The sequence below is a fragment of the Serinicoccus hydrothermalis genome (genome assembly GCF_001685415.1).
Lineage (GTDB): Bacteria > Actinomycetota > Actinomycetes > Actinomycetales > Dermatophilaceae > Ornithinicoccus > Ornithinicoccus hydrothermalis.
In genome coordinates this window covers 714,971-739,664 of the sequence record NZ_CP014989.1, presented here as the reverse complement: position 1 = coordinate 739,664, position 24,694 = coordinate 714,971, and the positions used below count along the sequence as shown (strand labels likewise).

22 protein-coding genes are annotated in these 24,694 nt (G+C 69.3%); 6 read left to right on the top strand and 16 right to left on the bottom strand.

Features of this window, described 5'->3' with window-relative positions; genetic code table 11:
• Positions 1 to 4: 4 nt before the first annotated feature.
• From SGUI_RS03545 to SGUI_RS03535, 3 genes are all read left to right on the top strand, one after another.
• Positions 5 to 391 carry a TY-Chap domain-containing protein gene (locus tag SGUI_RS03545; RefSeq protein ID WP_066636364.1) on the top strand — a complete coding sequence of 129 codons (387 nt, stop codon included), beginning with the start codon at positions 5 to 7 and terminating at the stop codon, positions 389 to 391.
• A complete protein-coding gene (locus SGUI_RS03540) occupies positions 373 to 3,006 on the top strand; it encodes a DEAD/DEAH box helicase (protein WP_237141443.1) in 2,634 nt (877 codons plus the stop codon). Before SGUI_RS03545 ends, SGUI_RS03540 begins: the two co-directional genes overlap by 19 nt.
• A gap of 86 nt (positions 3,007 to 3,092) precedes the next feature.
• Positions 3,093 to 4,274 (top strand): zinc-dependent alcohol dehydrogenase, encoded by a 1,182-nt coding sequence (locus SGUI_RS03535; protein WP_066636362.1) that lies wholly within the window; start codon positions 3,093 to 3,095, stop codon positions 4,272 to 4,274.
• Here SGUI_RS03535 and SGUI_RS03530 read toward each other — a convergent pair.
• The 11 genes from SGUI_RS03530 to SGUI_RS03480 all read right to left on the bottom strand — a co-directional run bounded on the left by SGUI_RS03530 (position 4,264) and on the right by SGUI_RS03480 (position 15,815).
• Positions 4,264 to 5,265, bottom strand: a complete 1,002-nt coding sequence (locus tag SGUI_RS03530) for an SDR family NAD(P)-dependent oxidoreductase (RefSeq protein WP_066636360.1) — start codon at positions 5,263 to 5,265, stop codon at positions 4,264 to 4,266. The two genes, SGUI_RS03535 and SGUI_RS03530, sit on opposite strands and share 11 nt — an antisense overlap.
• A 97-nt stretch (positions 5,266 to 5,362) precedes the next feature.
• On the bottom strand, positions 5,363 to 5,665 hold the full coding sequence (locus SGUI_RS03525) for a hypothetical protein (RefSeq protein WP_157621722.1): 303 nt from the start codon (positions 5,663 to 5,665) through the stop codon (positions 5,363 to 5,365).
• Positions 5,666 to 5,866: 201 nt separating this feature from the next.
• The gene (locus SGUI_RS03520; protein WP_066642687.1) at positions 5,867 to 6,814 is read right to left on the bottom strand and encodes an ERCC4 domain-containing protein; all 948 of its coding nucleotides are present in this window, start codon (positions 6,812 to 6,814) and stop codon (positions 5,867 to 5,869) included.
• Between the two features lie 226 nt (positions 6,815 to 7,040).
• Positions 7,041 to 7,568, bottom strand: coding sequence for an HNH endonuclease signature motif containing protein (locus SGUI_RS03515; RefSeq protein WP_066636358.1), 528 nt, complete (start codon positions 7,566 to 7,568; stop codon positions 7,041 to 7,043).
• Complete coding sequence (locus tag SGUI_RS03510; RefSeq protein ID WP_157621721.1) at positions 7,514 to 8,425, bottom strand: hypothetical protein; 912 nt, start codon at positions 8,423 to 8,425, stop codon at positions 7,514 to 7,516. The genes SGUI_RS03515 and SGUI_RS03510 overlap by 55 nt, the downstream gene beginning before the upstream one ends.
• A 222-nt stretch (positions 8,426 to 8,647) precedes the next feature.
• Positions 8,648 to 12,034, bottom strand: a complete 3,387-nt coding sequence (locus SGUI_RS03505) for a DEAD/DEAH box helicase (protein ID WP_083190472.1) — start codon at positions 12,032 to 12,034, stop codon at positions 8,648 to 8,650.
• A gap of 153 nt (positions 12,035 to 12,187) precedes the next feature.
• Positions 12,188 to 12,334 carry a type II toxin-antitoxin system VapC family toxin gene (locus SGUI_RS16980; protein ID WP_157621719.1) on the bottom strand — a complete coding sequence of 49 codons (147 nt, stop codon included), beginning with the start codon at positions 12,332 to 12,334 and terminating at the stop codon, positions 12,188 to 12,190.
• A 63-nt stretch (positions 12,335 to 12,397) separates the two neighbouring features.
• Entirely contained in the window at positions 12,398 to 12,580 is a 183-nt protein-coding gene (locus tag SGUI_RS16975) for a PIN domain-containing protein (RefSeq protein ID WP_083190470.1), read from the bottom strand.
• Positions 12,577 to 12,798, bottom strand: a complete 222-nt coding sequence (locus SGUI_RS03495; RefSeq protein WP_028130947.1) for a type II toxin-antitoxin system Phd/YefM family antitoxin — start codon at positions 12,796 to 12,798, stop codon at positions 12,577 to 12,579. The genes SGUI_RS16975 and SGUI_RS03495 overlap by 4 nt, the downstream gene beginning before the upstream one ends.
• A 245-nt stretch (positions 12,799 to 13,043) precedes the next feature.
• On the bottom strand, positions 13,044 to 13,565 hold the full coding sequence (locus SGUI_RS03485) for a nucleotidyl transferase AbiEii/AbiGii toxin family protein (RefSeq protein WP_066636353.1): 522 nt from the start codon (positions 13,563 to 13,565) through the stop codon (positions 13,044 to 13,046).
• 450 nt (positions 13,566 to 14,015) lie between these two features.
• Positions 14,016 to 15,815, bottom strand: a complete 1,800-nt coding sequence (locus tag SGUI_RS03480; RefSeq protein ID WP_083190469.1) for a DUF2075 domain-containing protein — start codon at positions 15,813 to 15,815, stop codon at positions 14,016 to 14,018.
• A 621-nt stretch (positions 15,816 to 16,436) separates the two neighbouring features.
• Between SGUI_RS03480 and SGUI_RS03475 the strand changes: the two genes are divergently transcribed.
• Positions 16,437 to 17,528: a hypothetical protein gene (locus tag SGUI_RS03475; RefSeq protein ID WP_066636346.1), complete on the top strand. Its 1,092-nt coding sequence runs from the start codon at positions 16,437 to 16,439 to the stop codon at positions 17,526 to 17,528.
• A gap of 214 nt (positions 17,529 to 17,742) precedes the next feature.
• Here SGUI_RS03475 and SGUI_RS03470 read toward each other — a convergent pair whose 3' ends face one another.
• Positions 17,743 to 18,831: an XRE family transcriptional regulator gene (locus tag SGUI_RS03470; protein WP_066636343.1), complete on the bottom strand. Its 1,089-nt coding sequence runs from the start codon at positions 18,829 to 18,831 to the stop codon at positions 17,743 to 17,745.
• Positions 18,828 to 19,436 carry a hypothetical protein gene (locus tag SGUI_RS03465; RefSeq protein WP_157621718.1) on the bottom strand — a complete coding sequence of 203 codons (609 nt, stop codon included), beginning with the start codon at positions 19,434 to 19,436 and terminating at the stop codon, positions 18,828 to 18,830. Before SGUI_RS03465 ends, SGUI_RS03470 begins: the two co-directional genes overlap by 4 nt.
• Before the next feature lie 507 nt (positions 19,437 to 19,943).
• Between SGUI_RS03465 and SGUI_RS03455 the strand changes: the two genes are divergently transcribed.
• A complete protein-coding gene (locus SGUI_RS03455; protein ID WP_157621717.1) occupies positions 19,944 to 20,102 on the top strand; it encodes a hypothetical protein in 159 nt (52 codons plus the stop codon).
• Complete coding sequence (locus SGUI_RS03450) at positions 20,084 to 20,659, top strand: tyrosine-type recombinase/integrase (protein ID WP_083190468.1); 576 nt, start codon at positions 20,084 to 20,086, stop codon at positions 20,657 to 20,659. Before SGUI_RS03455 ends, SGUI_RS03450 begins: the two co-directional genes overlap by 19 nt.
• A 69-nt stretch (positions 20,660 to 20,728) precedes the next feature.
• Here SGUI_RS03450 and SGUI_RS03445 read toward each other — a convergent pair whose 3' ends face one another.
• From SGUI_RS03445 to SGUI_RS03435, 3 genes are all read right to left on the bottom strand, one after another.
• Positions 20,729 to 22,738: an ATP-binding protein gene (locus tag SGUI_RS03445; protein WP_066636328.1), complete on the bottom strand. Its 2,010-nt coding sequence runs from the start codon at positions 22,736 to 22,738 to the stop codon at positions 20,729 to 20,731.
• Complete coding sequence (locus SGUI_RS03440) at positions 22,731 to 23,948, bottom strand: SIR2 family protein (RefSeq protein WP_157621716.1); 1,218 nt, start codon at positions 23,946 to 23,948, stop codon at positions 22,731 to 22,733. The genes SGUI_RS03445 and SGUI_RS03440 overlap by 8 nt, the downstream gene beginning before the upstream one ends.
• A 104-nt stretch (positions 23,949 to 24,052) precedes the next feature.
• A complete protein-coding gene (locus SGUI_RS03435; protein WP_066636323.1) occupies positions 24,053 to 24,565 on the bottom strand; it encodes a hypothetical protein in 513 nt (170 codons plus the stop codon).
• Between the last annotated feature and the right edge of the window lie 129 nt (positions 24,566 to 24,694).

The following is a 24,694-nucleotide window of genomic DNA, read 5'->3' as shown; positions in this document are numbered from 1 at the left end:
GGCGATGGACGACATCGCCTGGACCCGCACGCGCGAGGAGCTGACCGCCGAGATCGGAGCGCTCGGCGACCACGAGAGCCTGCTGCTGGCCGAGCCCGACCCGCCGGGTGCCATCGGGCGCTACGTCCAGGTCTCCCGGCTCGGTGACGACCTACTCTGCGAGTGCGTCTCCGCCGCGTATGCCGACCTCTCACCGGAGCAGACCGCTGCCCTGCAGCGCGCCGGGTGGTCCGACCCCGCCCGGCAGCCGCGCGGCGCGACCAGCGAGAACCACGTCTTCTGGGGTCGGGTGGAGGACGCCGCGGCGAGCGCCCACATGCTGGTCGCGGCGCTGCAGGCCCTGGGCACGGGCATACCGGACGAAGGGTGGACGTGGCAGCGGGTCCGCTGAGGGGAGAACCGCTGCGGGAGGCGATCGAGGCCGGGCGCGACCTGGCCGCCGTCGCCGGTCGCGTCCGCAGCCACCGTGCTGCGCTCCGGGCGGACGCCGACCGGGCGGCCTCCTCGCTGCGGGCCCGCTCGGCCATCGTGCGGGCGCTGGGTGCGGGCACCTGGCGAGTCCTGCCACTGAGCCGGGGGGACGACGTGCTCCTGGGTCACCTCGGTGCCTGGGCCTCGGCGCCGGAGGTCGACCCGGCGGGGGAGAGCCTGCTGCACCGGCTCGACACCGAGTTGCCGGCGCGCGGCGACCTGGCCGAGAGGCTGCTCGGTCTGCGGCGGCTGGTGCTCTTCGGGCGTCGCCGGGAGGAGGCCGAGCGGGCAGCCACCTGGCTGCTGGAGCAGCGGCGCGGCTGGGGTGGAGGTATGCGGTCCTGGCTCGACCGCCTGGACGCCCGGACCCGCGAGCCGGTCCTGCCGCTGCCGGTCACCTCGGCGCTGCACGCGGGCGTCGGGCTGACCGACGCGCTCGACCTGGAGGGGTCGCACCGCGAGGTGCTGCCCGCGCGGGCCGTCGCGGGCCTGGCGGAGCTGGTGCCGCCGCTGGCCGGTGTCATCAGCAGCGCGGCGCAGGCGCGGGACCGTGCGGAGGCGGCCGGCGAGGCCGCCAAGGACAGCCAGGTGGCCGCGCTCCTGGCGCAGATGCCGGTCGACCGGCTGCGCGAGGCGACTGCGGAGCGGCTCCGGGTGGGCGCGCTCGAGGAGGCCGGGGTGCGGACGGTGCAGCAGGTCGTCGAGCACGCCGATCTGGCCGCGGTGCCGGGGGTGGGGCCGGTGACGGCGCAGCGGATGCTCGGCGCCGCGCACACCCTGCGCGCCCTGGCGCACGAGAGCACGACGCTGCGGCTCGACCCGGACGACCGCACGCCGCAGGCCACCGAGCTGCTGGTGAGACTGCATACCTGGGAGGTGCTGCGGCAGGCGGCGAGGGCGGACGACGTGGTCGGCCACGCGCTCTCGCTGCAGCCGCTCGCCGAGCGGCTGGGGCCGGACGCGACGCACCTCGCCGTCGTCGGGGACGCGCCGGTCGTCGAGCTCCTCGGCATCGTCGAGCCGGTCCTGGAGCACGCGCGCGAGCTGCGTGCCGCGGTCGACGGCGTCGCTGCCGCCGACCCGTGGGAGGACTTCACCGACCGGCCGGCGCTCTACTTCGCCCTGCTCTCCGAGCTCGGCCTGGTGGAGGAGACCGGCACCTACGGCGACGTCCCCGACGACGTGGTCGAGGCGACGCGGGCGCAGGACCTCGACGACAGCCTGCTGCGGGTGTCGCTGCGTGGCTACCAGAGCTTCGCCGCCCGCTTCGCGCTCGTGCAGCGCAAGGTCGTCATCGGCGACGAGATGGGGCTGGGCAAGACGATCGAGGCGCTCGCGGTCCTGGCGCACCGTGCAGCGGAGGGCGGGCGCTGGTTCCTCGTCGTCGCGCCCGCGGCGGTGGTGAGCAACTGGGTGCGCGAGATCGCCGGCAAGACCGACCTGACGCCGCGCCGGCTGCACGGCGCCGCGCGGGAGGAGGAGCTGGCGCGGTGGCGGCGGGAGGGTGGCGTGGCGGTGACGAGCTACGGCACCCTCGGCGCGCTGGCCGAGGGCCTGGAGGGCTTCGAGCTCGACGGCCTGGTGGTGGACGAGGCGCACTACGTGAAGAACCCGCGGGCGCTGCGCTCGCGGCGGGTGGGCGCGCTGGTGCGCCGCACCCAGCAGGTGCTGCTGCTCACCGGGACGCCGCTGGAGAACTCGCTCGGCGACTTCACCACGCTCATCGGCTACCTGCAGCCGGAGCTGCTGGAGGGGATGGGCGACTCACCGCTGGAGTTCCGCCGCCGGGTGGCGCCGGTCTACCTGCGCCGCAACACCGAGGACGTGCTCGTCGAGCTGCCCGAGCTGGTCGAGGTGGAGGAGTGGCTGGAGCTGTCCGCGGCGGACGAGCAGGCATACCTCGAGGCGGTGGGGTCGGGGAACTTCATGGCCATGCGACGCGCCGCGTTCGAGTCGGGTATGGCGTCGGCCAAGCTCGCGCACCTGCTCGAGTTCGTGGCGGAGGCGGAGGCCAACGGTCGTCGGGTGCTCGTCTTCTCCTACTTCCGTGACGTGCTGGCGCGGGTCGCCGAGTCGCTGCCAGGGCTGGTCTTCGGGCCGCTGACCGGGTCGGTGCCGCCGGCCGAGCGGCAGCAGGTGGTCGACGACTTCTCTGCGGCGCCGGGCGGTGCCGTGCTCGTCGCGCAGATCCAGGCCGTCGGGGTGGGGCTCAACATCCAGGCCGCGTCGGTCGTGGTGATCTGCGAGCCGCAGCTCAAGCCGACCACGGAGTGGCAGGCGATCGCGCGCGCCCGGCGTATGGGCCAGCTGCACTCGGTGCAGGTGCACCGGCTGCTCACCGAGGACAGCGTGGACGAGCGGCTGGTCGAGCTGCTGGGGGCCAAGAGCCGGGCGTTCGACGCCTTCGCGCGGGTGAGCGAGACCGCGAAGAGCGCGCCCGAGGCGCACGACCTCAGCGAGGCCGACCTGGCTCGGGAGGTCATCGCCGCCGAGCGGGCGCGGCTCTTCCCGGAGGGGACCGACGCGCCGGGCTGAGCGTCGGGTCGCCGTCCAGGACGCGGCTGTGCACCCCCGGGTCGGCTCACCGCGCGAGCGCCTCGGCGCGCTCTTAGCGTGGAGGGATGCGAGCACTCACATGGCAAGGACTCCAGGACGTCTCCGTCCGGTCAGTCCCCGACCCCGTCCTGCAGGACCCGACCGACGCGATCGTGCGCGTCACCTCGACCGCGATCTGCGGCTCCGACCTGCACCTCTACAACGTGCTGGCGGCCTACCTCCACCCCGGCGACATCCTCGGGCACGAGTTCATGGGCGTCGTCGAGCAGGTGGGCAGCGCCGTCGACACGCTGGAGGTCGGCGACAAGGTCATCGTCCCGTTCAACGTCAGCTGCGGGAAGTGCTGGATGTGCGAGCGCGGCCTCTTCGCCCAGTGCGAGACCACGCAGAACGTCGACCAGGGCACGGGCGCCAGCCTCTTCGGCTACACCGACCTCTACGGATCGGTGCCCGGCGGGCAGGCCGAGCTGGTGCGGGTGCCGCACGCCGACTTCCTGCCGGTGCGGGTCGACCCCGCCCTGGCCGACGAGCGCGTGCTCTACCTCACCGACATCCTGCCCACGGCGTGGCAGGGCATCGAGTATGCCGACGTCGAGGAGGGCGGCACCCTCGCCGTCATGGGTCTGGGCCCGGTCGGGCAGCTGGCCGTCCGCGCGGCCCGGCACCGTGGCCTGCGGGTCATCGGCGTCGACCGGATCCCGGAGCGCAACGCGCTGGCGGCCGAGTGGGGCGCCGAGGTCGTGGACCTGGACTCGACGAAGAACGTCGGCGACGCGATCCGTGACCTGACCGACGGGCGGGGCGCCGACGGCGTCCTCGATGCGGTCGGCATGGAGGCGCACGGCAGCCCCGTGCTCGGTGCCGCGGTGTCGGCGGCCAAGCGCCTGCCCAAGCCGCTCGCCCGGGCCGCCATCGAGACGGCCGGGGTCGACCGGCTGGCGGCGCTGCACGCCTCCATCGACGCGGTGCGCCGCGGGGGCACGGTGTCGATCAGCGGCGTCTACGGCGGCATGGCCGACCCGATGCCGATGATGGAGCTCTTCGACAAGGGCGTGCAGATGCGCATGGGGCAGTGCCACGTGCGCCGGTGGACCGACGAGCTCTACGACCTCGTCAGCGGCCCCGACGACGTCCTCGGGCTGGAGGACCTGGCGACCCACCGGGTGCCGCTGGAGCAGGCGCCGGAGATGTACAAGACGTTCAACGACAAGCAGGACAACTGCCTGAAGGTCGTGCTCACGCCGTAGGGGCCGAGCCCGGGCCGCGCTGGTTGAAGCGCTCTGCGGCCCGGCGGCCCAGGGTGGTGAGTCGGCTCACCACGTCGGACCCCAGCTGCTGCGCCGCGGTCCGCCCGGTCACCGGGCGGGCCGCGTCGCGGTCTGCGGGGGCGCTGGGCAGCAGCCGCGAGGTCAGGCCCATGACGCGGATGGTGGTGGCGGGCATGAGGCCGTGCACCCGCATACCTATCTTGGCCAGCGGGGTGAGGACGACCATGGGGCGGCCGGCGAGGACGCCGTCGACCATCCGGCGGGCCGCACGCTCGGCGTCCATCGACAGCAGGGGGAGCGAGGCGGCCGGGGCGAACCAGGCGTACTCCGCCGCTCGGTCGCCGGTGAACTGCGCGTTCTCGTGCGAGCCGGTGCGCATGAGGCCGGGCACGATGGTGGTGGCGGTGACGCCGGTGCCGGCCAGCTCGCTGGCCAGGCCCTGGGTGAGGCCGGTGGCACCGAACTTGGCGGTGGAGTAGGGGAGCAGGTGCGGCGGGGCGACGACGCCGCCGATGCTGGAGACCACTCCCAGCCGGCCGTGGCCGCGCTCGCGCATGCCGGGCAGCACCGACCAGAGGGTGTTGAGCGGGCCCACGAGCATGGTGCCGAGGGCCTGGTCGAAGTGGTGGAAGGTCATCGTCTCGGCCGGGCCGACCTGGATGATGCCGGCGACGTGGATGGCGACCTCGACCGGCCCCAGGTCGCCCTCGACCTGCGCCACCCACGCCTGGACCGTCTCCCGGTCGGCGACGTCGCACTCGTAGGCGTGGACGCGGCCGGCGTCCGCCCCGGCCTCCTCCCGGGCGCGGGACTCGGCGATCTCGGCGCCGCGCCGGGTCTCCTCGAGGTGGCGGGCGCAGACCGCGACGTCGTAGCCGCGCTGGGCGAGCTCCTGGGCGACCAGGAGCCCGAGGCCGCGGGAGCCTCCCGCGACGAGGGAGACGGGGCGGGGGGTGACGGGGAGGCTCATCACCTCAGGCTAGGAGGAGGGGAGGTATGCCGCTGGCTGAGACGGCAGGGGCCGGGTCCGACTCGGCGCTCTCCGCCCAGCGTGGTGGACGGTTCCCTCAGCTGATGATGCCGTGTCGCGTGTTCCAGGAGCGCGCGGTGGCATAGCCGTCGTAGATGGAGAACGCCCACGCAGCCAGCCACACAGGGAACAGCAGCCATCCGATGAAGGGGATCAACATGGCGATGCCGAAGAAGGCGACCGTGCACAGAATGAGGATCCCCCGGCCGACGCGCCCACCCAGCATGGTGCCGAGGCCCGCGATGAGGGCGGACGCCAAGGCGTACAAGACGGGGTTACGCGATTGCACCTGCATGGGGTAGTGCATTCCGGGCGGCGGCCCCCAGGCATGCTGCTGCACGGCGGGCGGCTGTGCTGCCGGTGATTGCGGTTGGTGTGGATCGGCCCACTGGCCCTGCGGTCCGGTTGTTTCGTCCGGTACATGTGGATATGACATTCCCCTGGTCCTCTCCAAGAATGTCCCGTCGGCGTCATGGATTCCGACGTCGGACAAGGGAAGAGTAGCGAGGAATGTCTACGCTGGGAAGGCCTCGGCGCTGCTCTACCGCCGTGCGTCGAATGCCTCGCGGATCTCGCGTGGGATGCGCCCGCGGTCGGCGAGGGCATACCCGTGCTCGCGCGCCCACTTGCGCACCTCGCCGGGGCTGGCGGCACGCGCGGAGGTGAGCGGTGTGGCCTCGGTCTTGACGTGGGTCTCCTCGTCGGCGTGGGCGAGGGCGGCGGCGAGGAAGCGGTAGGTCCACTCCTGGGCGAGCGCCCGGGTCTCGCAGAAGATGATGGGGACGGTGGGGAAGCGGGCCTGGCACTCGCCGAGGGCGTCGGCGACGACGGCGGGGCGGACGCGGTCGAGCTTGAAGACGGCGGAGTAGCGGTCCTCGACGACGACGGCCGCGGTGGGCAGGGAGGAGAGGTCGGCGAGCAGGTAGCGCATCTTGCCGGTGGTCAACGTGGAGACGAGGTCGACCAGGCTCTTGCGCTCGACCGACGCGAGCACCCGGCCGCCGACCTCGATCGCGTAGTCCCCCGCGGGGAGGCCCTCGCGGCGGGTGGTGACCTGCTGGTGGTCGAAGGTCCAGGCATACCGCTCGTGGCTGTCGACGACGATCTCGAGGGTGGGGATGCCCGAGCCGCGCGCCGTGGGGAGGCTCACCGCGGGGCGGGCCTGCTTGGCGGTGCGCGCGGTCTGCCAGAAGACCGCCTCGCGGCCGCGGGCTCGGGTCAGGACGAACTGCGAGCGGTTCTCGCGGCTGCGGTCGAGGACGAGGTCGATGCTGGCGCCGCGCCGGACGCAGGATCGGGTGGGCACGACCTCGACCAGGTCCGGGTCGGCGGGCCAGCCGGTGGCGCGGTGGCAGTAGACCTTTCCGGTGCGTGGCCAGGTCTCCCGTGCCTTGAGCACGATGCCGTCCGGCCCGAGGGGGATGCGCAGCAGGTAGGGCAGTCGCGAGCCGTCCTCGGGGTTGTGGGCGATGAGGAAGTCGTCCGGCACGAGGTCAGGGTATGCGGTCGCGCACCACATGGCGCGGCATCTGGACCGGCCCTTCGCCCGGTTCACGTCGCGGCTCCGGACCTGAGCCGGGCTCTCACCGAGGCTCACGCCGTGTCCTTGGCCGGGCTCCCACAGCGGCTCACGCCGCCGCCTCGTCGGCGTCCCGCGTCATCGACCGGGCGCAGGCCGGTGGCCCGGCCCTTGGGGGGCCGGGTGTGGGGCGGGGTCATCGCAGTCTCCACCGGACACCGGTCGCGTCGACGTCGGCGGTGGTGTCGTGCTGGTGGACCCAGGTGTGGTGGCGGGGGCAGAGCAGCGCGTAGTTGGACAGGTCTGATCGGCCACCTTGGGCCCAGTGGACGACGTGGTGGGCGTCGCTCCACGTCGCGGGCACGTGACACCCCGGGAAGGTGCACCCGCCGTCGCGGTGGGCCAGGGCACGCCGCTGGCCCGGGGTGACCAACCGTTTGGCGCGTCCGAGGTCCAGGATCTGTCCCTTCTCGCCGAGCACGGCGGGGATGATGTCGGCCTCGCACGCCAGCTGCCGCACCTGGTGCACCGGGATCGCCCCCTCGTGCACGGTGTGCCCGGCACCGCCCAGGGCACCCCGCAGCTCCTGCAGCCCGATCGTCACCATGACCTGCGCCTTCGGAGTCGTGGGCTGCCCCTGCGTGCCGGCGACACCACGCCGGAAGACCGTCATGAACGCGTCGTAGCGCCGCTGACCCGCCGTCCGCAGGTCCAGCTCGGCCACCGAGAGACCACCATCGCTGATGCCGCCTCCCTGGACACCCTCGACCTGCGTGCCGTCGCCTCGGACCCCGCCCCCGGGACACCACCCTGTGCGGGTTCGCCGCCCTGCGCGCCGTCCTCGCCCGCACCCTTCGGCGGTGTCGGCGCGGCCAGAGGTGACATGAGCACCGTCCTGATGGCCTCGTAGTCGGCGTCGCTGCCCACGGTCACCACGAACCGGCGCAGCGACCCGTCCGCCAACGACGACTCGTGCACGTCGCGCAGCTCGTGCTTCGCCTGGGCCCGGGCGATCTGTTCCTTCTCGGACAGGCAGGTCGCGACGAGCTTGGACGTGATCCTGGCCAGGTCCTTCTCGTCGAACTCAGCCCGGCCTGCCGCTGTGGTCAGCAGGTCGGTGGCATCGGCGTACTCGGCCTCTCCCAGGGCCGGGCGGATCCTCATCAACGCGCGCAGGACCTGCGCCGCGCGGTGCAACGGCACCTCCCCCTCCTGGACGGCGTCCGCCAGGGGCGCGTGCACGCGCTGCTGGGCGGCGCGGGCGACCAGCGCGATCTCGATCGCGGTCCGTGAGGCCAGCCCCGGGCATACGCCCCGGACCCAGTCGACGTCGGAGAACCCGGCCCCCTGGTGCAACCCCCGACCCAGGCCCTCCCGGGCCACCGCCACCAGCAACGCGTGCGTCCGCGCCGCCACCCGATCGAGGGCTCCCAGCACCTCACCCAGCTCACGCTCCTGCAACAGCGCAGGCGACGCCAACGCCGACGCAGACCGCTCGACCGCGTCGACCAGACCACCCATGACGGCTACCGCACCGTCGGCCTGACCACCGGCCGCCTCACCACCCCAGCTACCCCTCATGCGAACAAGTGTACGAGTCAGGTCTGACAGACCCTTCCCCCTGCGCCAGGGCACTTCGCTGAGAACCGGGAGCGGCCCGACCGCGTCATCCCCGCGCCGTCGAGTCGGCGGCGAGGACGTCGGACCGACCCCCCGAGGCCACGCTCGTCAGCTTCTACGCTGCGTCCCGACCCTGCCACGTGATGCCTTCCGACCCCGCAACGCGCCGGGCCGGCAGCCTGGTCAGGACCTGAGCCCGGCCGGGACGTCCAACAGCCCGCGGATGTCCTCGGCGCTCAGGGCCGCGCCCAGGGCGCCACCGGCGTCGACGACCTTGTCGAAGAGCTCCCGCTTGTGCTCCTGCAGCGCGACGACCTTCTCCTCGATGGTGTCCTTGGCGACCAGCCGGTAGACCATCACCGTCTTGTCCTGACCGATGCGGTGGGTGCGGTCGACGGCCTGCGCCTCGACGGCAGGGTTCCACCACGGGTCGAGCACGAAGACGTAGTCGGCCTCGGTGAGCGTGAGCCCGGAGCCGCCGGCCTTGAGGCTGATGAGGAAGACCGGCGCGTCCCCGTCGGTGAACTGCGCGATGCGGCGCGGCCGGTCCCGGGTGCGTCCGTCGAGGTAGACGTGCTCGATGCCCTCGGCCTGCAGGCGGTCCCGGACCACCCGCAGGAAGCGGGTGAACTGGCTGAAGACTAGGCACCGGTGCCCCTCGGCGGCGAGCTCGACCACCTGCTCCAGCAGGGCGTCGACCTTGCTGGGTCGGGCGGAGGCCGGGGCGTCCGGCACCACGAGGTGGACGTCGAGGCTGAGCTGGCGCAGCTTCGTGAGCGCGGCGAGGATCGCGATCCGGTGCCGGTCGACGTCGTCCAGCAGGCCGAGGATGCGCTGCCGCTCGCGCTGCAGGTGGGTGTCGTAGATGCGCCGGTGGGCGGGGTTCAGCGGCACCGAGACGACCTGCTCGATCTTCGGTGGCAGGTCGGCCGCCACCGACTCCTTGGTCCGGCGCAGCACGAGGGGGCGGATGCGGCGGCGCAGCGTGTCCAGCAGCTCGGGAGCGGTCCCCGACTCGATGGGTCGGCGGAAGACGGTGCTGAAGCGCTCCGGGGAGCTGAACAGCCCGGGCGCGACGATGGACAGCAGCGCCCACAGGTCCATGAGCGAGTTCTCGAGCGGCGTCCCGGTGACCGCGATCTTCACCGGCGCCCGCAGCCGCCGGGCGACCTGGTAGGTCCGCGACCGGTGGTTCTTGACCGCCTGAGCCTCGTCGAGGACCACCCCGCCCCAGGCACGCTCCACCAGGTGCTCCTCCTCGATCCGCAGCAGGGTGTATGACGTCACCACCACGTGGGCGCCCGCCACCAGGTCGTCCAGGGGTCGGCCCGTGCGGCGCGTGGTCTGGGTGAGCGCGGCCACCTCCAGGCGCGGGGTGAACCTCGCCGCCTCGCGCTGCCACGTGGCGACGACGCTCGCCGGTGCGACGACGAGCAGCGGCTCCCGCGGGCTCAGCCGGCCCTCGGCTCGCACCCGTTCGGCGGCCGTGAGGACCTGCAGGGTCTTGCCGAGCCCCATGTCGTCGGCCAGGATCCCGCCGAGGTCATGGTCGAGCAGGAAGGACAACCACCGGTAGCCGTCCAGCTGGTAGTCGCGCAGCGTCGCCTCGACGGTGGCCGGTGGGTCCGGGTGCGGCAGCTCCTCGAGGGCCAGCAAGGCCCCCACGGTGCGCTGCCAGCGCTCGCTCTGCTCGGTGACCACGCCGAGGGCGACGAGCTCCTCCCAGAGCCCGGCCTGGTAGCGGTTGATCCGCAGGTCGTCACCGTCGCCGTCGCCGTCGTCCAGGGCCAGGGCCTCCTGGACCAGTCGGTGCAGGGCGCGCAGCTCGTCGGTGTCCAGCCGGAACCACGACCCGTCCGGGAGCAGCAGCACCTCCTCGTCGCGGGTCAGGGCGGTGAGCAGGTCGCGCAGCGGTACCTCCTGGTCACCTGCCCGGACGCTGAGGCCCAGGCCGAACCAGTCGCGGTCGGCGACGTCGCCGACCTGTCCCGTCCCGGCGCCGTCCGCGCCGTCCGCCGACCCGAGGTCCCGGGTGGACACCTGCACGACCGGGCCGTCCTCGACCTCGGCGTAGGGCAGGGGCTCTCCGACGAGGGTGACGTCGATGTCGTCCCGCTCCTGCAGCGCCGGGAGGACGTCGCGGGCGAACTGCACGGTGGCCCAGCCGGTGAGCTCGGGCTCCAGGACCACCCCGAGGCGCGCCTTGCCAGGCAGGGGGATGCGCAGCCCGGGCGCCCCGTCCAGCACGTCGAGGCTGGAGAGCAGCGCCTCCTCGCGGTCGGGGTCGCGGACCACGGGCTGGGGGGAGCCGGCGTGGTGGTCCTGGGAATTGCGCGGCGGGAGCAGGGGGACGTCGTGGGTGACCTGGCCGACGGCATACCGGAACGTCCAGCGGAGCCGGGTGAGGTGCCCGGGCTCGAAGGTGACCGTCAGCGCGAGGTGCGGCGGGCGGACCTCGGGGATGAGGACGCTGCCGTCGCTGGAGGTGAGGGTGGTGTGACGGCGCAGGGCGGGGGAGTATGCCGTGAGGAATCGTTCGGTGTCCGCCGCCGGCACCCGCAGCCGCCCGGCTTGGCCGAGCAGGGTGGTGACCGCCTTGCTGAGCGGACGGGTCAGCGGTGCGAGCACCATCCCGTGCTCGTCCCCGGCAGCCAGCCCGTGGCCGGGGTCACCGACCAGCTGCGGTGGCGCGGTGGCGCCGGGCAGGTCCACGACCGGGGCCAGGGTGATGGCCGCGTCGGAGTCCCTCGTGAGGTCGAGCGAGAGCTCGACCGGGTCGGCCAGCCGGACGGACTGTCGACCACGCCCGGTCACCAGGGCGACGCCGGCGTGGGCCGCGTCGCGGAGCAGCGGCCAGACGGCCGGCCCGAGGGCAGCGGCCTCGACCCACTCCCCGGGGTGGTACCAGTGCGGCGAGCGGGCCGCCTGTGCCTGCACGACGGCGGCCAGCGCGGCCCGGTGCCGGTCGTCGGTGCGGGCAGAGGCGTAGCCCCGGTGCAGGTCGGCCCAGGAGATCCCGGTCTGGATCCAGGCGCCCGAGGCTCCCCGGACCAACGGCTTCAGGCGTAGCCGGGTGGGGTGCGCGGTGGTGGCCTGGGCCAGCTCGACCTGCAGGGCGAGCGGCGTGCCGCTGCGGTCCTCGGAGGCGGAGTCGAGCTCGGCCAGGACGGGCGCGAGCAGGTTCTCCCAGGCCGCGGTGGCTGGGGTATGCGGTGTGCCCGAGGCGGGGGTCGCGGCCCCTGCGGTGCGCTGCGCCTGCAGGATCACCGCCGCCGCGTGCTTGCACAGCGTGCCGACGGGGCAGGAACACGAGGTGGCCAGCCCCGCGGGCCGGCGGGGGGACCGGCGGGCTCCGGCCTGCGACCAGACCGTGGTGGAGTACCGGCGGTTGCCGTAGACCGTGGCCCTCAGCACCCCGTCTTGGTCCTCCCGCAGACCGTGGACCGCACCCCGCCGCTGGTAGGTGACGGCCCGTTTCACCGTGGTCGTGCCGAAGACCCTGCTGAGGTCGTCGCGGCCCAGCTGCCGGATCCAGTCCGGTGCCACGAAGGCGGGCGGCGGGCCAGCCATGTGTGACTCCTCGAAGGTGTGCGGGTGGGGCGCCGGGCACGAGAATACGGTGCCTGCCCAGGGCGCCGAAGCCGCCCGCATTCCGCCAAGTCGTCCGCGGCTGCTGCCGAGCCCGCGCCAGAGCCGTCGTGCTGGCGGCATGTCCCGACGCTGTCAGGGGAGTGGGCCGCCCCACCAGGTGGGCGCCTCGTAGGCGTCCAGGGTCCGGTCGGCGGTGACGAGCGTGCAGGCCTCGACCGGGGACTGGGCGAGGAAGATCCGGTCGAAGGGGTCCCGGTGGTGCCAAGGGAGGTCTTGCACACAGTGGGCGTGCTCGGCGGAGACGGGAAGATCCTCGAGATCGAGGCCCATCAGTGCGCGGTACTAGTCGCCGTCGATGCGCAGCTTGCCCAGCGAGCGCTTGATGGCGATCTCCCACACGGACGCGGCGCTCACGATCACCGAAGACGAGGGTGAAGCCAGGGTGTCCGCGACGTCCTGGGGCACGGACCGCCGTTCGCCGAGCAAGAGCCAGATGACGACGTTGGTGTCGAGGAGCAGCCTCATGGCGTGTATGGCGCGAGGTCGTCCAGGGGCTCGTCGAACATCGGCGTCAGCTCACCGGGCAGATCGCCCCAGATCCTCCGCTGCTCCGTCGTCATCGGCGCGGGGCTGAGCACGGCGACGCGAGTGCGGCCACGACGGATCACGACGGTCTCACCGGCCTCCACCTTGCGGAGCAGCCGAGAGAGGTGGGTCTTCGCTTCCTGGACCGTGACCTCCATTCGCCCATGATAGGTCGACCAACCTGACCTGGTCATCCCATTCCCCGGTGCAAGGCGGGACTCAGTCAGCGGAACGAGCCCACTCGTCAGCCTCACGTTGCCGCCTGGCCCGGTCTCGCGCCAGCGCCCCGGATGCCTGGGCGAGCAGGAGACTCTCCTCGAGCCAGGCCAGCCGCTGCGCCGGGGTCGTCGTCGCACGCGCCTGGATGGCGGACCTCGCGTCCGAGGTGCCGCGCCAGAGATCCTCAGCCTGGGTCGCGCTCATCCCTCGCCACCCTAGGTGGACTCGCCAGCTGCGACAACGCCTCGATGTCAGCCAGGTCCTGCGCACGCCCGGAGCGGTGCTTCATGGCCACCAGGTGCTCGACGGATGCCACGCGCACGGGGACGCCGTCGACGTCGACGATGTCGGAGGACGTGCGGAGGGCGGCAAAGGGTAGGGGGGTGTCCGCCAGCAGATCCACCTCGCGCAGCGCGTCGGAGGGGTCGTGCAGCGTGAAGGCCAACAGGTTGCGCTCCTCCACCCAGGTGCGTCGGGTGTCCGGGTCGATGAACTGCTCGGGTGCGACCGGGAGCCTAGGCACAAGCCCCTGCGCCTTGAGGACGTCGAGGGCGGCGATGAGGTTGTCGGTCGTGAGGTCGAGCGCGAGGTCGAGGTCGACCGTCATGCGGGCGTGACCGCGCAGGACCACCGCGACGCCGCCGACGACGACGTAGTCGACGCCCGCCTCGTTGAGAGCTTCCAGGAGATCCAGGATGCGGCGCACGTCAGCAGCCTATAGGTGACACGTTGCGGTATGAGGTCGTCCGAGCGGTCGGCGGACGTGAGTCAGGCCGGAGGGAGGGCGGCGGACAGTAGCTTGTGGATGGTGGTCAGCGCTTGGTGTCCACGACGAGGATCCCGCTGGCGCACACCATCGGGGGGTCGAGGTTGGCGCGGCTCCGCGGTATGCCGGGGTCGCGCAGCACGCGGACCAGGGGAGCGGCGGTGGCGTCGAGCCGTAGCCCCAGCCGCTCCCCGCCGACCGCGCCGGTCTCCCAAGCCTTGGTGCTCTGCGGCTCGTCGGAGAGAGCGAGCAGGAGTCCGCCGAGCCTGGGGTGCCTGCTCCGGCATCGTTCCTCCCACTCCGCGACGCGGCGCTCGTGCGCACGATGGGCGGAGAGGCCGGCGACGCCGGGCGTCGTCTCACCTGCGTTCTGATCTCCGCAGCGACTCTCTATCTCCGGACGAGTCCTCGCAGGAAGTCCCTGGTCTGGGGGTCGGGGGAGTAGACCCAGGCACTCTGCATGCCGCGCGTCAGGAGCACCTTGTAGACGTTGCGCACGAGCCGGTCGAAGTCGTGGTCCGACACCTTCGTGCGGTTGCGCAGCGCTGGGTCGCGGTTGCCCTCGCGCACCGAGCGCCAGTGACCGTCCCGCCAGACGAGGTCCGGGCCGATGATGATCCCCGCGTGGTCGTACTCGAAGCCCTGCGCGGTGTAGATGCACCCCACCTGCCCGAAGCCCGCAGGGTCCGTCGCCCACAGCGCGGCAGCGGGCGCGCCGCCGACCGAGCGATCACCCTTGAGGTTCCACGGTCGCGACCAGTCACCAATTCGCACGTCCGGCACGAGCGTCCCGTCCAGCTCAGGGTCCGACCACGGCCAGCAGTAGCCCGCCGCCATCCGCGCGGTGTAGCCATCGTCCTGGCGCACGCCCAGCACGTGCTCCAGCTCCTCGGGGGAGTCCACAACGTGCAGTTCGAACGTCCCGTCACCCTCCCAGGCGAAGGGCCCGCCGGGGGCCAGCCCGAGCAGCCGCTCGACCCACTCGACATACAACGCCGACCCGCCGCACCGGAACTGGTCGTCGAGGTCGATCTCGTGCACGTCCATGCCGAGTGACTCGGCATACCCGGTGATCGCTTCCACGGTGCCCATCTCGCCGGGCCGCACCACCTGGTTCTGATCGAGCAGGAAGACCGGCACCCGCGCAGCGCTGAGCAGCTCGTCGAGCTGTGGCCGCCCGGTCCGGTGCTCCTTGCGGGTGAAGCGCGACTCGGACGTCTCCCGGATGCGGTGCGCCTCGTCGAGGATCAGGCACTCCAGCTCGTTCGGCTCCGCCGCCATGAAGCCGTTGAAGTAGCCGAACAGCTTGCGCACCCGTGGCGCCCGCGCGGCGGCCACCTTGCGCAGCGTCTTGGTGAACGACTGCGACCCCGTCGCGTGCATGACACCACGCCCCTGCCGCGACAGCTCGCCCATGAGCGAAAGCGCGATCACGCTCTTGCCGCTACCAGGTCCCCCGACAACGACAACCGCCGTCTTGGTGGTGCCACGCCGTGCCTTCTCGACCGCGTGCAGGACGAGCTCGTAGGCGTCGCGCTGCTCGTCGAGCAGGACGAACTGCTCCCGCCGCTGCACCTCGTCGGCCGCCAGGGCAAGGAGCTGCTTTGACGGCCCGACGCGGCTGTTCAGCAGTCGGTCGGCGTACTCGGCGCCCGACACCCCGGGCGCGAACCGGCTCCTCAGGTAGTCGAGGAACTGGCTGCGGTCCTGTCCGCTGAACATCCGTGCCGGGCGCGCGGCGTCGGGGGCCGCCATGTCGCGCAGGTCCGCGATGCCCAGGTTGGTCGCGTTGTGCAGGTATGCCGTGCCGGCGAGCTCGTGCTCGTCCTCGGCCAGCGTGACGACGAAGTCGGTGAGGTAGTCGCAGTAGCCCCGCACCTGCTCCAGCGGGTGCAGCACGGGGTGGTTGCCGTAGCCATCGATCCGCACGAGCACGTCGCTGTCCTCGAACCGCTCGGCCTCGCTCCACTGCTTGAGCTCGACCACGAGGTATGACGCGCGCCCGGTCTGCGGGTGCCGCCCCGCGAGGACGACATCGGCGCGCTTGCTGGTGAGGGGGAGCTGGTACTCGACGAGCATCTCGACATCGCCGAGACCGGCGTCGATGAGATCGGCGCGCAGGCGGGGGAGACTGCGCTCCCAGGAGCGCCGCTCGGAGGGAGAGGCCGAGCGACCTGTCGTGATGGCCATCTGCTCCGCGATGTACTGGGCGAGCTGCGCCTCAACGACGGAAAGCCCCTGCGCAGACGATCGAAGCAAGAACACCGGCAGGACTCCCCAGGCAGCACGAAACTCGTGCGGGTGGGGGCGTGTCCTGAGAGGAAGCCCGTCGGGCCGCTATGACGTGCTCACTCTAAGTCGAGGGCACGATCGTGAGGGGAGGGAGGTGAGTCGAACCGAGTAGATGTCGACGGAACGCTTGCTATTGCTGCCGTCGTTCAGTGGGGTGCGCGACGGTACGAATACGTCCAGGCCGCGACCCCGCTGCCGTGACCGCGCACGCGTAATGCTCGATGGGGGACCCAGCGTGTCCAAGTAGGGCGTTGCAGCCCTCGCTCAATGCCCTGTCAGCGTGAGATTGCTTCTCGACGGTCACGGTTCGACCTCCTGCCGCCGTGGGCGTCATTCCGCCCACTATGGGGCAGGTCAACGGCACTTGCGGACCCTGACTGCGGTGCTCTAAACCACTGCAAAAGAAGCCCGAGGAGCGTGAAGTCCGCATAGCATCCGTGATCCCGCGTACCCGGGGGACCGCCGTGGCGGCCTCTTGCGTCCCGGCAAGACGACCTTGATGTCGTTAGCCTCAGTCGAGTGAAGAGACTGTCCCGTCGACCCGAACAGATCGAGACCCTCAACTTCCACGCTACGGTCGATGTCCCCGCGCTCGGTGAGCAGCGGCGGGTGTCCGACCCGGCTCGGGTCGAGGCGACGGTGGCCCAGTTTGAAGCGGGCCTCCGTGACTCCCTGGAATCGCCGTCACGCATCCGGGGATGGGTGAGCGACCAACTGTTCGGTCTGATCGCCGCCGACCTGGGAGGGTGCAAGTTGGTGAAGCAGGAGGACGCCGGCATCCTGTTCTACGAGGACGAGGTGAAGCTCCCGGACTGGCGGCTGACCCTCGTGTCGGGCGAGAACATCCTGGTCGAGGTCAAGGCCGAAGACGACCATCACGCGCAGGCATTCAAACTGCGCCTGGTCGAAGTCGCCCGGTTGAGGAGGTACGCCGAGCTGAACGACTGTCCGTTGTACATCGCGGTCCACTGGCTCGCGGTGAGCATGTGGACGTTGGTACCGATCGATGACTACGTCCGGGTCGGTGACCACTTCGAGATCGACCTCGAGACGGCCTTCAAGCGCAACCACATGTCCTCACTGCTCAACGACCGCATGCTTGGGCTGACGCCACCGCTGGAGTTCCGCCTGACGATGAAGGAGGTACCGGGTGAGGATCGCGCACCCGAGGTCGAAGGTGAGCCGGAGGAGGATGGAACGAGGAAGCTGTCGCTGGTGACCACCGGTGTCCGTATGTTCGCTGGCGGTGAGGAGATGGTCGACAAGAACGAGACCGCGCTGGTCTGGTTTCTCATTCAGCACGCGCGTTGGCCGTGCGATGAAAGACTGGAGGACTCCGGCGACGGCGTTTGGAAGATGGTGTTCACGATGGCGCCCGACGAGTGCCACGCCGAGCAAGGCTTCGACTTGGTCGGGAGCCTGAGCGAGCTTTACACCCGGATGTTCTACTCCGGCACTACCTCCCTCGAGGACGAGACGACAAAGCTCAGCATCGACGTCGAGCCCGGCACCCTTCCCCGACTCGTTCCGACCGACCTCAAATCCGACCGGCTTCCGCTTTGGCACTTCCACATCAACCCGTCCGCTCCAGTTGCTGTCGAGGACCCCTAAGGTGAGTAGCGGCGCTAGACTAGGACGTCCTCATCGGCGGCACGGAAAGCGGACAGACGGCTGGTGTCGGCCCATCCCAATACCGCCGTGTCGTCGGTTGGCCGCACATGCCCTCTGTCCGCGCAACAAAGCCTCTTCGGTCCTCTGTCCTGGCGCGTTACTGGCTATCGGCGCGATGCAAACCCCCGGCGACGGAGGGCATCCAAGGCGCCTCTTACCGCGTGCCTTTCCGGCGACTATCGAGGGACACTACGGTGTCGGCGCGTTCCCGGCGGAAGGGCAGTTCCTCCGCCGTGGCGTGCCGGACCATGACATCCTCCGCGAATTCAAGGGTCCAGTGCATGACGTCCGCCAGCCCGCGGACTGGGGTCGGTCCGTAGAGAACCTCAGCCATAGCCCGAAGGCCTCGCGGCTTGCTGGGAGCGATCGCCGCCTTCTCCCTGAGTCGCTCGCCCCGGGCGCTCATCTGCCGAAATAGGCTGTGGTAACGGTCATCGTCTATGCGCTCGAGCCGCCGCGCGGCCCGGATGAGCGCGGCGATGGAGACCCGCCACCGGCGCTTCAGCATGGCGAAGTCCTGGAGTGTTGGGTGTTGCGGCATCTCCTTCGATAGGGCCGCAGGCGGGAGCAACAGTTCCGCCGCGAAGTCGTCGGCCTCGGACTCGAGCGCCCGGCTGGCGCCGACTCCGCGATGGAGCAGGAGGTGGCCCATTTCGTGGGCGAGGGACCAGGTCTGGCGATCGCCGGCCTCGGTCTCGAGCAGTGCAACGAACGGGCGGTCGTCCAGCCACACCGAGAAAGCGTCCTTGCGAGTCGCGGCTGCAGGGACCGCCACGACGGTCACTCCCGCATGCTCCAGGAGGTGCAGCAGGTCGCGCGCAGGCTCTGTCGGGGTTAGTCCCAGCGCTTGCCGAAGGAGGCCTGTGAGCCTCGTCGTCTCGGACGCCGGCTCGGTCGGTAGGACAAGGCGTGGACCGTCGAGTTGGCTCTGCAGGTAGACCGCAGCTTCAAAGACGATCTCGCCGGCACGCTCGGCTTGCCGCAACTCGGCCTTACTAACGGTGCTCCGGCTCCGGAAGTGGAGCGGGTCCCCTGAGAGCTCGATCCTCGGTGGCCGCTCGAAGAACGATGTGGGAAACCCCGTGAGGTCGGCGAATTTGCTCAGTGCGATCTCCGGCAGCTCGTAGGCGTCGCTCTCCGCGCTAGACCAGCGCGACTGGCTAACCCCGATCTCGACCTGTACCGCTCGCTGTGTGAGCCTGCTGAACTCGCGCGCCTGTCGAAGCCGAGCTCCGTAGATCACGCCTGCCCTTCCTCCCGCTTATCACCGTCGTCGCGTCGAGAGTAGGTGAGATCTGCGCGGCGCGCCTCAGCGGGGTGAAGGTCGTGGGACCAGTCGGGCTCGACGCACGCCGGCCGGCCTCCGATGCGGAGTGGACGCACTAACCGCAGCCGCATTAGATCCGTGCCGCTCTCGGTCCACTGCAGGATGAGGTGGTTGCGCTTGGTGCCTGGCAGAGCGCCGGCTGCTTCCTCGTCGGCAGCCAAGGAGGAAAAGAGTGCGCCAGGGCTCCAAGCTGAGCGCTGAGTGACGAAGCTGCGCGCGCGCTCGCTCGTCGGTGGAGGGATCAGGCGTTCGACTGTGTGCCACACCCGGACGACGTCGGTGCTCGTCGTGAGGATCAGGCCGCTCATCGCGAACCCTAGGTTGTCCTGTTCCTCGAGGTCAGGGTTCAACTGCTTCAGCTGCTCCATGGCCTCCCGCCGCACGGAGTGATAGAAGTGATGCATGTCCGCAGTGGGTGAGTAACCTAGGCGTCCGTGCGTTGCCGTCGCCGCGCGGAGCCCGGCGAGTAGGGCTTCGCGTGCCGCATCGCACAACTCCTGAACTCGCTCAATGGTGGCCACAGGGCCAACGTCTAGTTCCATGGATAGATCATATACACGTCTACCTCACTCGCGAGGATCCTGAGCGGTGTGTCGTCGTCTCCTTCCGAGGGGCGCGCCGGCACGCTCTTCGCCGCGAGTAGCGCGTTGGAAGCACCGCGTCCTACCGCCGCGACCGGACGGGTTTCTGGGGTCGGCGTTGCGTCGTGGGCGCCGACAACCTCGTCGCGCCTCGTCGCGTTGGCGGCGGGCACCGACTGGGCGCGGATCCTGGTCGCCGCGGGACGCGACCATGTCCACCACGACCAGTTCCACGACGGCACTACCGTTCCAGCCGTCCTCGATGACCTCCGCACAGCTCGCGGCTGTCTCGTTCCTGGCCCGGTACGCCGGAACCACCCACTCCCTGTACCGGGCACAATTGGGCCGCTGGTTCGCCTGGTGCGAGACCAACGGGTCGGACCCACTGATGGGATACAACGAGCGCACGTCGAGCTCTACATCCGCGTGCTTGGGGACGCCGGCCTGATGCACTCCTCGGTGAACACGATGATGCACGCCTTCCGCGGCTACTTCCGGTTCGCGCACATCGACGGCACAATCCCCGCCGACCCGGCCGTGTATGCCCAGCTTCCGAAGGTCCACCGGGACGAGTCCCGCACCAGGGCCTGGACCGACTGGAGCTGATCCGCTTCCTCCAGGTCGCCCAGACCATCACCGTCCACCACGGCGCACTGGCCTACCTGCTGGGCATCAACGCGCTGCGCGCTTCCAAGGCGGCAGCCGTGCGGATCGAGGACTACATCGACGTGCTGCGCGGCCACCGGGTGCTGCACCTTGTCGGCAAGGGCAACAAGCCTGCCACGATGCCGCTGACCGTCCCCGTCTTGCGGGTTCTGGAGGCCTGCCGTGGTGAGCGCAGCAGCGCGCCTCTGGTGCTGCACCCGCTCGCAGGCAACCGATCGACAGACGCGACGTCTACCGGATGGTGCAACGACAGACGCGACGTCTACCGGATGGTGCAACGCATAGCGAAGAGCGCGCGGATCCCCCGGCACAGCAGCCCACACTCGCTACGGCACGCTGCCATTACCAACGCCCTCGACGCCGGCGTCCCACTACGCGACGCCCAAATCCTGGCCCGGCACGCTGACCCAAGAACCACCGAGCACTACGACCGGGCCCGCGGCAACCTCGACCGCCACGGCGTTCACTTCCTCACCGCCTACGTCGCCGGCGTCTGAACCTGTCCATGGTCCACCGTTGGCGTCAGTTCCGCCCAGAAAGGGCGAGATCGTCAATGACCGGCAGGGTCACTTGAGAGGTGGCTCCCCGGTAGCCAACGTTCCGTTTCGCGCGAACCCATCCCCTAAAACGGGTCTGTCCGGTTCGTGGGGCACCGGCCCTTCCGACGGATCGGCGCCGGGGACCCAGCCGCCGGCGAGAGTCATCGTCCTGTTATTCGGCTCGTAGATGGCAGGCAACCTCGTGATATCGACAACCACAGGTACTTGCGTCGATATTCCGGATAATACACACGAGCCGGTCGGGAGAATCGGCAGAGACTCGAACGACACACGGTCGAGGTAGGCGACGGCTCGCTCAATGGCCAAAATATCCAGGTTGTTCACCAGGCGGTGTAGGAAGTAGTTGTGCAATTGCGAGATGATCGTCTCGGAGATGTCATGCGGCCGCTGGCTCGCGATCGTAAGGAAGACGCCGAACTTCCGCCCTTCTTTGATGATTTCCTCGAAAGTCTCAAGGCGGTAGTCCTTCCAGGCTTCGCTCTCCCGTGAAGACGCGCTGGAGAGGATGTTGTGCGCCTCGTCGACGACGATGTTCAAGTATCGCGAAGTATCAGCGTCGCGCTTCTTCTCATCGTATAGTTGACGGCAGATAAGGAGAGGTATGACCTTGCGCATTTCGACGTTCACGTCCCGGAGCGAGATCACAGTGAGCGGTTTGTCGAGGAGTGGTTCGTCTGACACCTTGATGAGTCGCTTGACACGGGGCATCCGCGACTCGAGTCGCTTGATCAGCGGGCCAAGGTGCTCGCGATTTGCATAGCCGTTGAAGATGTCGGAGTAGTACTGCAGTACGAGCTTAAAGCGGATGCGATCGACGTCCTGCAGGGCGCTTGGGTCGATGCCAAGCGCGCCGATGCGGGTGTAGGTCAACTCTTGGAAGAAGCTGTCGTGATTCGGGTCGTTCGCGTATCGGGCGACACCACCGGCACGGTAGTAGAAACATTTGCTCATCGAGTGATAACCAAGGTGCGATTGGATGTCTCGGATGTACTCATTCAGTTCGTGCGGCGCCCCTTGGCCCATGCACCCTTCGACCTCTTCGAGGAACTTGACCACGAGGCCTTTGTCCAGCGCGGGATCACTACTCCGTATCGCTGCATACACAATGCCGGCGACAGCTGAGGCCAGATTTTCCCCAGTTTCGAGCTTAGTCTCCCAGTAATTGCTCTGCAGCGTCCGCTGGACGAACGGGGCCTGGGTCTTTTCGGTGGCGTCGAGTAGGACAGTCCAGATGACAGGATCCTCCATCGCCACCTTATTCAGCGGCAGCCGGTCGCCGTCATCGGTGCGAGTAGAGAGTATGAACTGGGTTTTGAGCTCGTTATCGGCGAGCACCGAACTGTTGCATTCGCCCTGCTCTGCACCAGGTCGGTTGACGTACTCGCCGTTGAAGTCCATGAGCAACACGCGGGCACCCTTTTTGAAGGACTGAGAGTCACCGTAGGCCGCAAACAGCTCGTGGTAGAGCTTCGTAAGCGTGTAGGACTTGCCGCTACCCGTGTTGCCGAAGATTCCGATGTGGCTCGCGAAGAGGGCGTTCACACCGACGCGAACATCTTGGCCGTGCTCCATCGCGAGCTGGCCAATCGTGACCGCCCGATCCGTCGAGTCTACGAAGCTGTGAATGCGATCGAACTCGTCTTCATCGAGCAGGAAGCTCTCGTTGCCCACAAGGGGCAGCTCGCGGACACCGCGGCGGAAATGGCCGCCGGACATGAAACCGATGAGGCTGACCGTGAGGATCCGCTCGACGCGGTCTCGGGAGCTTCGATAGGCGTCACCACCCCGCGCCTCAGCGACTTCTTCGCCATCAACCTTCGCGACCAACTCGGCGAAGCCCTTGGTGATCTTGAGGTAACCCCCGACTCCAACGTTTCGGAGGAGTCTGCCCCGATAGATGAGGTGCGCGCCGTTCTTTGCCTTGTCGACGCGAATGCGGACGGTCCGACCCTGGATACCGACCACCTCACCAACCCGAAAGACGGCGTCGCGCGTGAGGAGCTCGTGGTCAATCATCGAGGTGGACCAAGGGCTCTTGTACCGACACCCTCACATCAAGCGTTTGCTTCGCTTCGGAGGTGGCAGGCACGATCTTGGCGAAGAATTCACTGACAACCGTTGGCAGGTCGAAGCGCAAGGCTTCCTCACCAGCGGGAGGCGCGGGCGGCGCAACCAACCGGATATTGCTGTTGGTGATCGGATAGCCATCGAAGGCCGACTCGATGTCCGTCGCGCTGCTCGGGCTGTACGCGAAGATGACGATCTGCAGCGTCGGGTTCGTGCGTGCCGCTCGAACCATGAGTTCACGAATGTGCTCGTCTCGGCAGGAGAACCCGACGACGAACAGTACGGCATTCTCCTTCTCCAGTTCGTTGGAGAAGAGCCGGAGCAGGTCGTAATAGTTTTGGTTCAGCACTGTCTGCTGAAACTTCGCCTTTGTGGGGTTGACGATCGCCAGCTGGTCATACGCGTCAAGAAAGGGTCTAAACACCTCGGCGGCGTTCTCGGGGATTGGCCCTGCAAGCAGGTCGTCCAACGTGGTGCCTCTACCCACGTCGACCAAGATTAAGTCGACCCTCTCGAGTTCTTCGGCTGCCGCCGCCACTTGCTCAAGGCGGACATCAAGGGATATCCCGGGGCGGTTCTCGCCATCTCTCTCGGCCGACCAGCTGACAGACCCATGCAGCTTCAGCAGGTTGAAGGTCGGCACTTCGGAGAGGTTGTCGTACTGCAGGCTCCGACGCGAGACGACTGAGCCAAAGTTCGAGGTGCTGAAGCGCGGACGCAGCCGGCCCGAAAACCCATCGTTCAGATGGACTTGGAGCGCCTCCGCCGCAATCTCGGTCGCCAAGTCTACATTGGTTGTAAACAGGTTGACCTGCTTGTTCAGGATCGAACTGCGCCGTTCGAGCAGCAGCCGGTTGATTGTCTGCAGGAAGTTCTGGTAGCGACGCAGTGTTTCTGGGGCGTCGCCATCGCCGTCGAGCAGCTCCTGATTCCTTAGGACCACGCTGCGGAAGAATCCTGAGTAGATCGACGCCCGAGCGTAAGCCCTTGCGTCATCGTCTACGTCGGCGGCATCCAGTCTCGTGAGGAGGTTCTCGATGTCACCGAGCAGTCGAAACATGGGGGCGGAAGCACCAGCGCCGAGCAGGAATGACAGGTGCGCGTCCTGCACGAGGTCGCGCAGACGCTCATGTGTCAGTCCGTGGGATACAAGCGTCATGCAGTGGCCTCCGTCACGTGATGCGAACGCTTCTTGCAGGAGGCTAGCCGAAAGCACCGCAGTTCTCGCGCCGAGGCAGGTCGCGTCATCGCGCCGCCTACGGACTAACCCGTCTTGCGTACCCGGCCATCCTTCCTGTTTGCGAATGGGCGCTTCCCCCAGTCGGAGACGAACTGTGTGATCAGTTCAGACTCGACGTCTTCTGGGTCGTCGTCGAGCGTTTCGAACCAGGCCGTGAGGAAGGTCAGGCTCTCGGCCAACTGCCAGATGTACCTCCCGCACCAGTGCCCGACAGGGGCGCCGGCGCCGTGCTTACGGAATTCGTCGAGGCGCGTTGACAACCCTCGCCTGCCGGAGGCCCGGGCGCTTGCTTTGCCGATGTAGAGAACGGGTGCGCCGTTTACCCAAGCCGAGTCAAGGAGGTCCCGCGTGACGGAGGGGTTCTTCCCCTTGAACCAACCCGCGGGGTTGGTGTCAAGGAAGGCGGGGCCCTCTGGTTGCTCGCGCAGCACGACGTATACCCCTGGTCCGCGAGGTACGCGTGCGGCAGGGAGGTCGACGAAATGGACGAACCCCTCGAAGCCCACGGTGCTCAGCCCGTCGCGCGACGAGTCCATGCCCCTCAGTCTGCATCAGGACCGGGCACCACGCGCCAAGGGCGGCCGACACGGGCGCGTCCTTCCGCCGGAAGCGACACGGGCCGCGACCGTTGCGCCCCTGACCTTGCAAGGCGCCCGCAGCCGATG

Excerpts from the sequence above, each read along its gene's own strand:
- SGUI_RS03510 (WP_157621721.1), bottom strand. The coding sequence starts at position 8,425 with ATGAGGGGTAGCTGGGGTGGTGAGGCGGCCGGTGGTCAGGCCGACGGT.
- SGUI_RS03480 (WP_083190469.1), bottom strand. The coding sequence starts at position 15,815 with ATGGCCATCACGACAGGTCGCTCGGCCTCTCCCTCCGAGCGGCGCTCC.
- SGUI_RS16975 (WP_083190470.1), bottom strand. The coding sequence starts at position 12,580 with ATGAGGCTGCTCCTCGACACCAACGTCGTCATCTGGCTCTTGCTCGGC.
- SGUI_RS03530 (WP_066636360.1), bottom strand. The coding sequence starts at position 5,265 with ATGAGCCTCCCCGTCACCCCCCGCCCCGTCTCCCTCGTCGCGGGAGGC.
- SGUI_RS03535 (WP_066636362.1), top strand. The coding sequence starts at position 3,093 with ATGCGAGCACTCACATGGCAAGGACTCCAGGACGTCTCCGTCCGGTCA.
- SGUI_RS03505 (WP_083190472.1), bottom strand. The coding sequence starts at position 12,034 with ATGGCTGGCCCGCCGCCCGCCTTCGTGGCACCGGACTGGATCCGGCAG.
- SGUI_RS03545 (WP_066636364.1), top strand. The coding sequence starts at position 5 with ATGGACGACATCGCCTGGACCCGCACGCGCGAGGAGCTGACCGCCGAG.
- SGUI_RS03435 (WP_066636323.1), bottom strand. The coding sequence starts at position 24,565 with ATGGACTCGTCGCGCGACGGGCTGAGCACCGTGGGCTTCGAGGGGTTC.
- SGUI_RS03495 (WP_028130947.1), bottom strand. The coding sequence starts at position 12,798 with ATGGAGGTCACGGTCCAGGAAGCGAAGACCCACCTCTCTCGGCTGCTC.
- SGUI_RS03440 (WP_157621716.1), bottom strand. The coding sequence starts at position 23,948 with ATGACGCTTGTATCCCACGGACTGACACATGAGCGTCTGCGCGACCTC.
- SGUI_RS03445 (WP_066636328.1), bottom strand. The coding sequence starts at position 22,738 with ATGATTGACCACGAGCTCCTCACGCGCGACGCCGTCTTTCGGGTTGGT.
- SGUI_RS03455 (WP_157621717.1), top strand. The coding sequence starts at position 19,944 with ATGCACTCCTCGGTGAACACGATGATGCACGCCTTCCGCGGCTACTTC.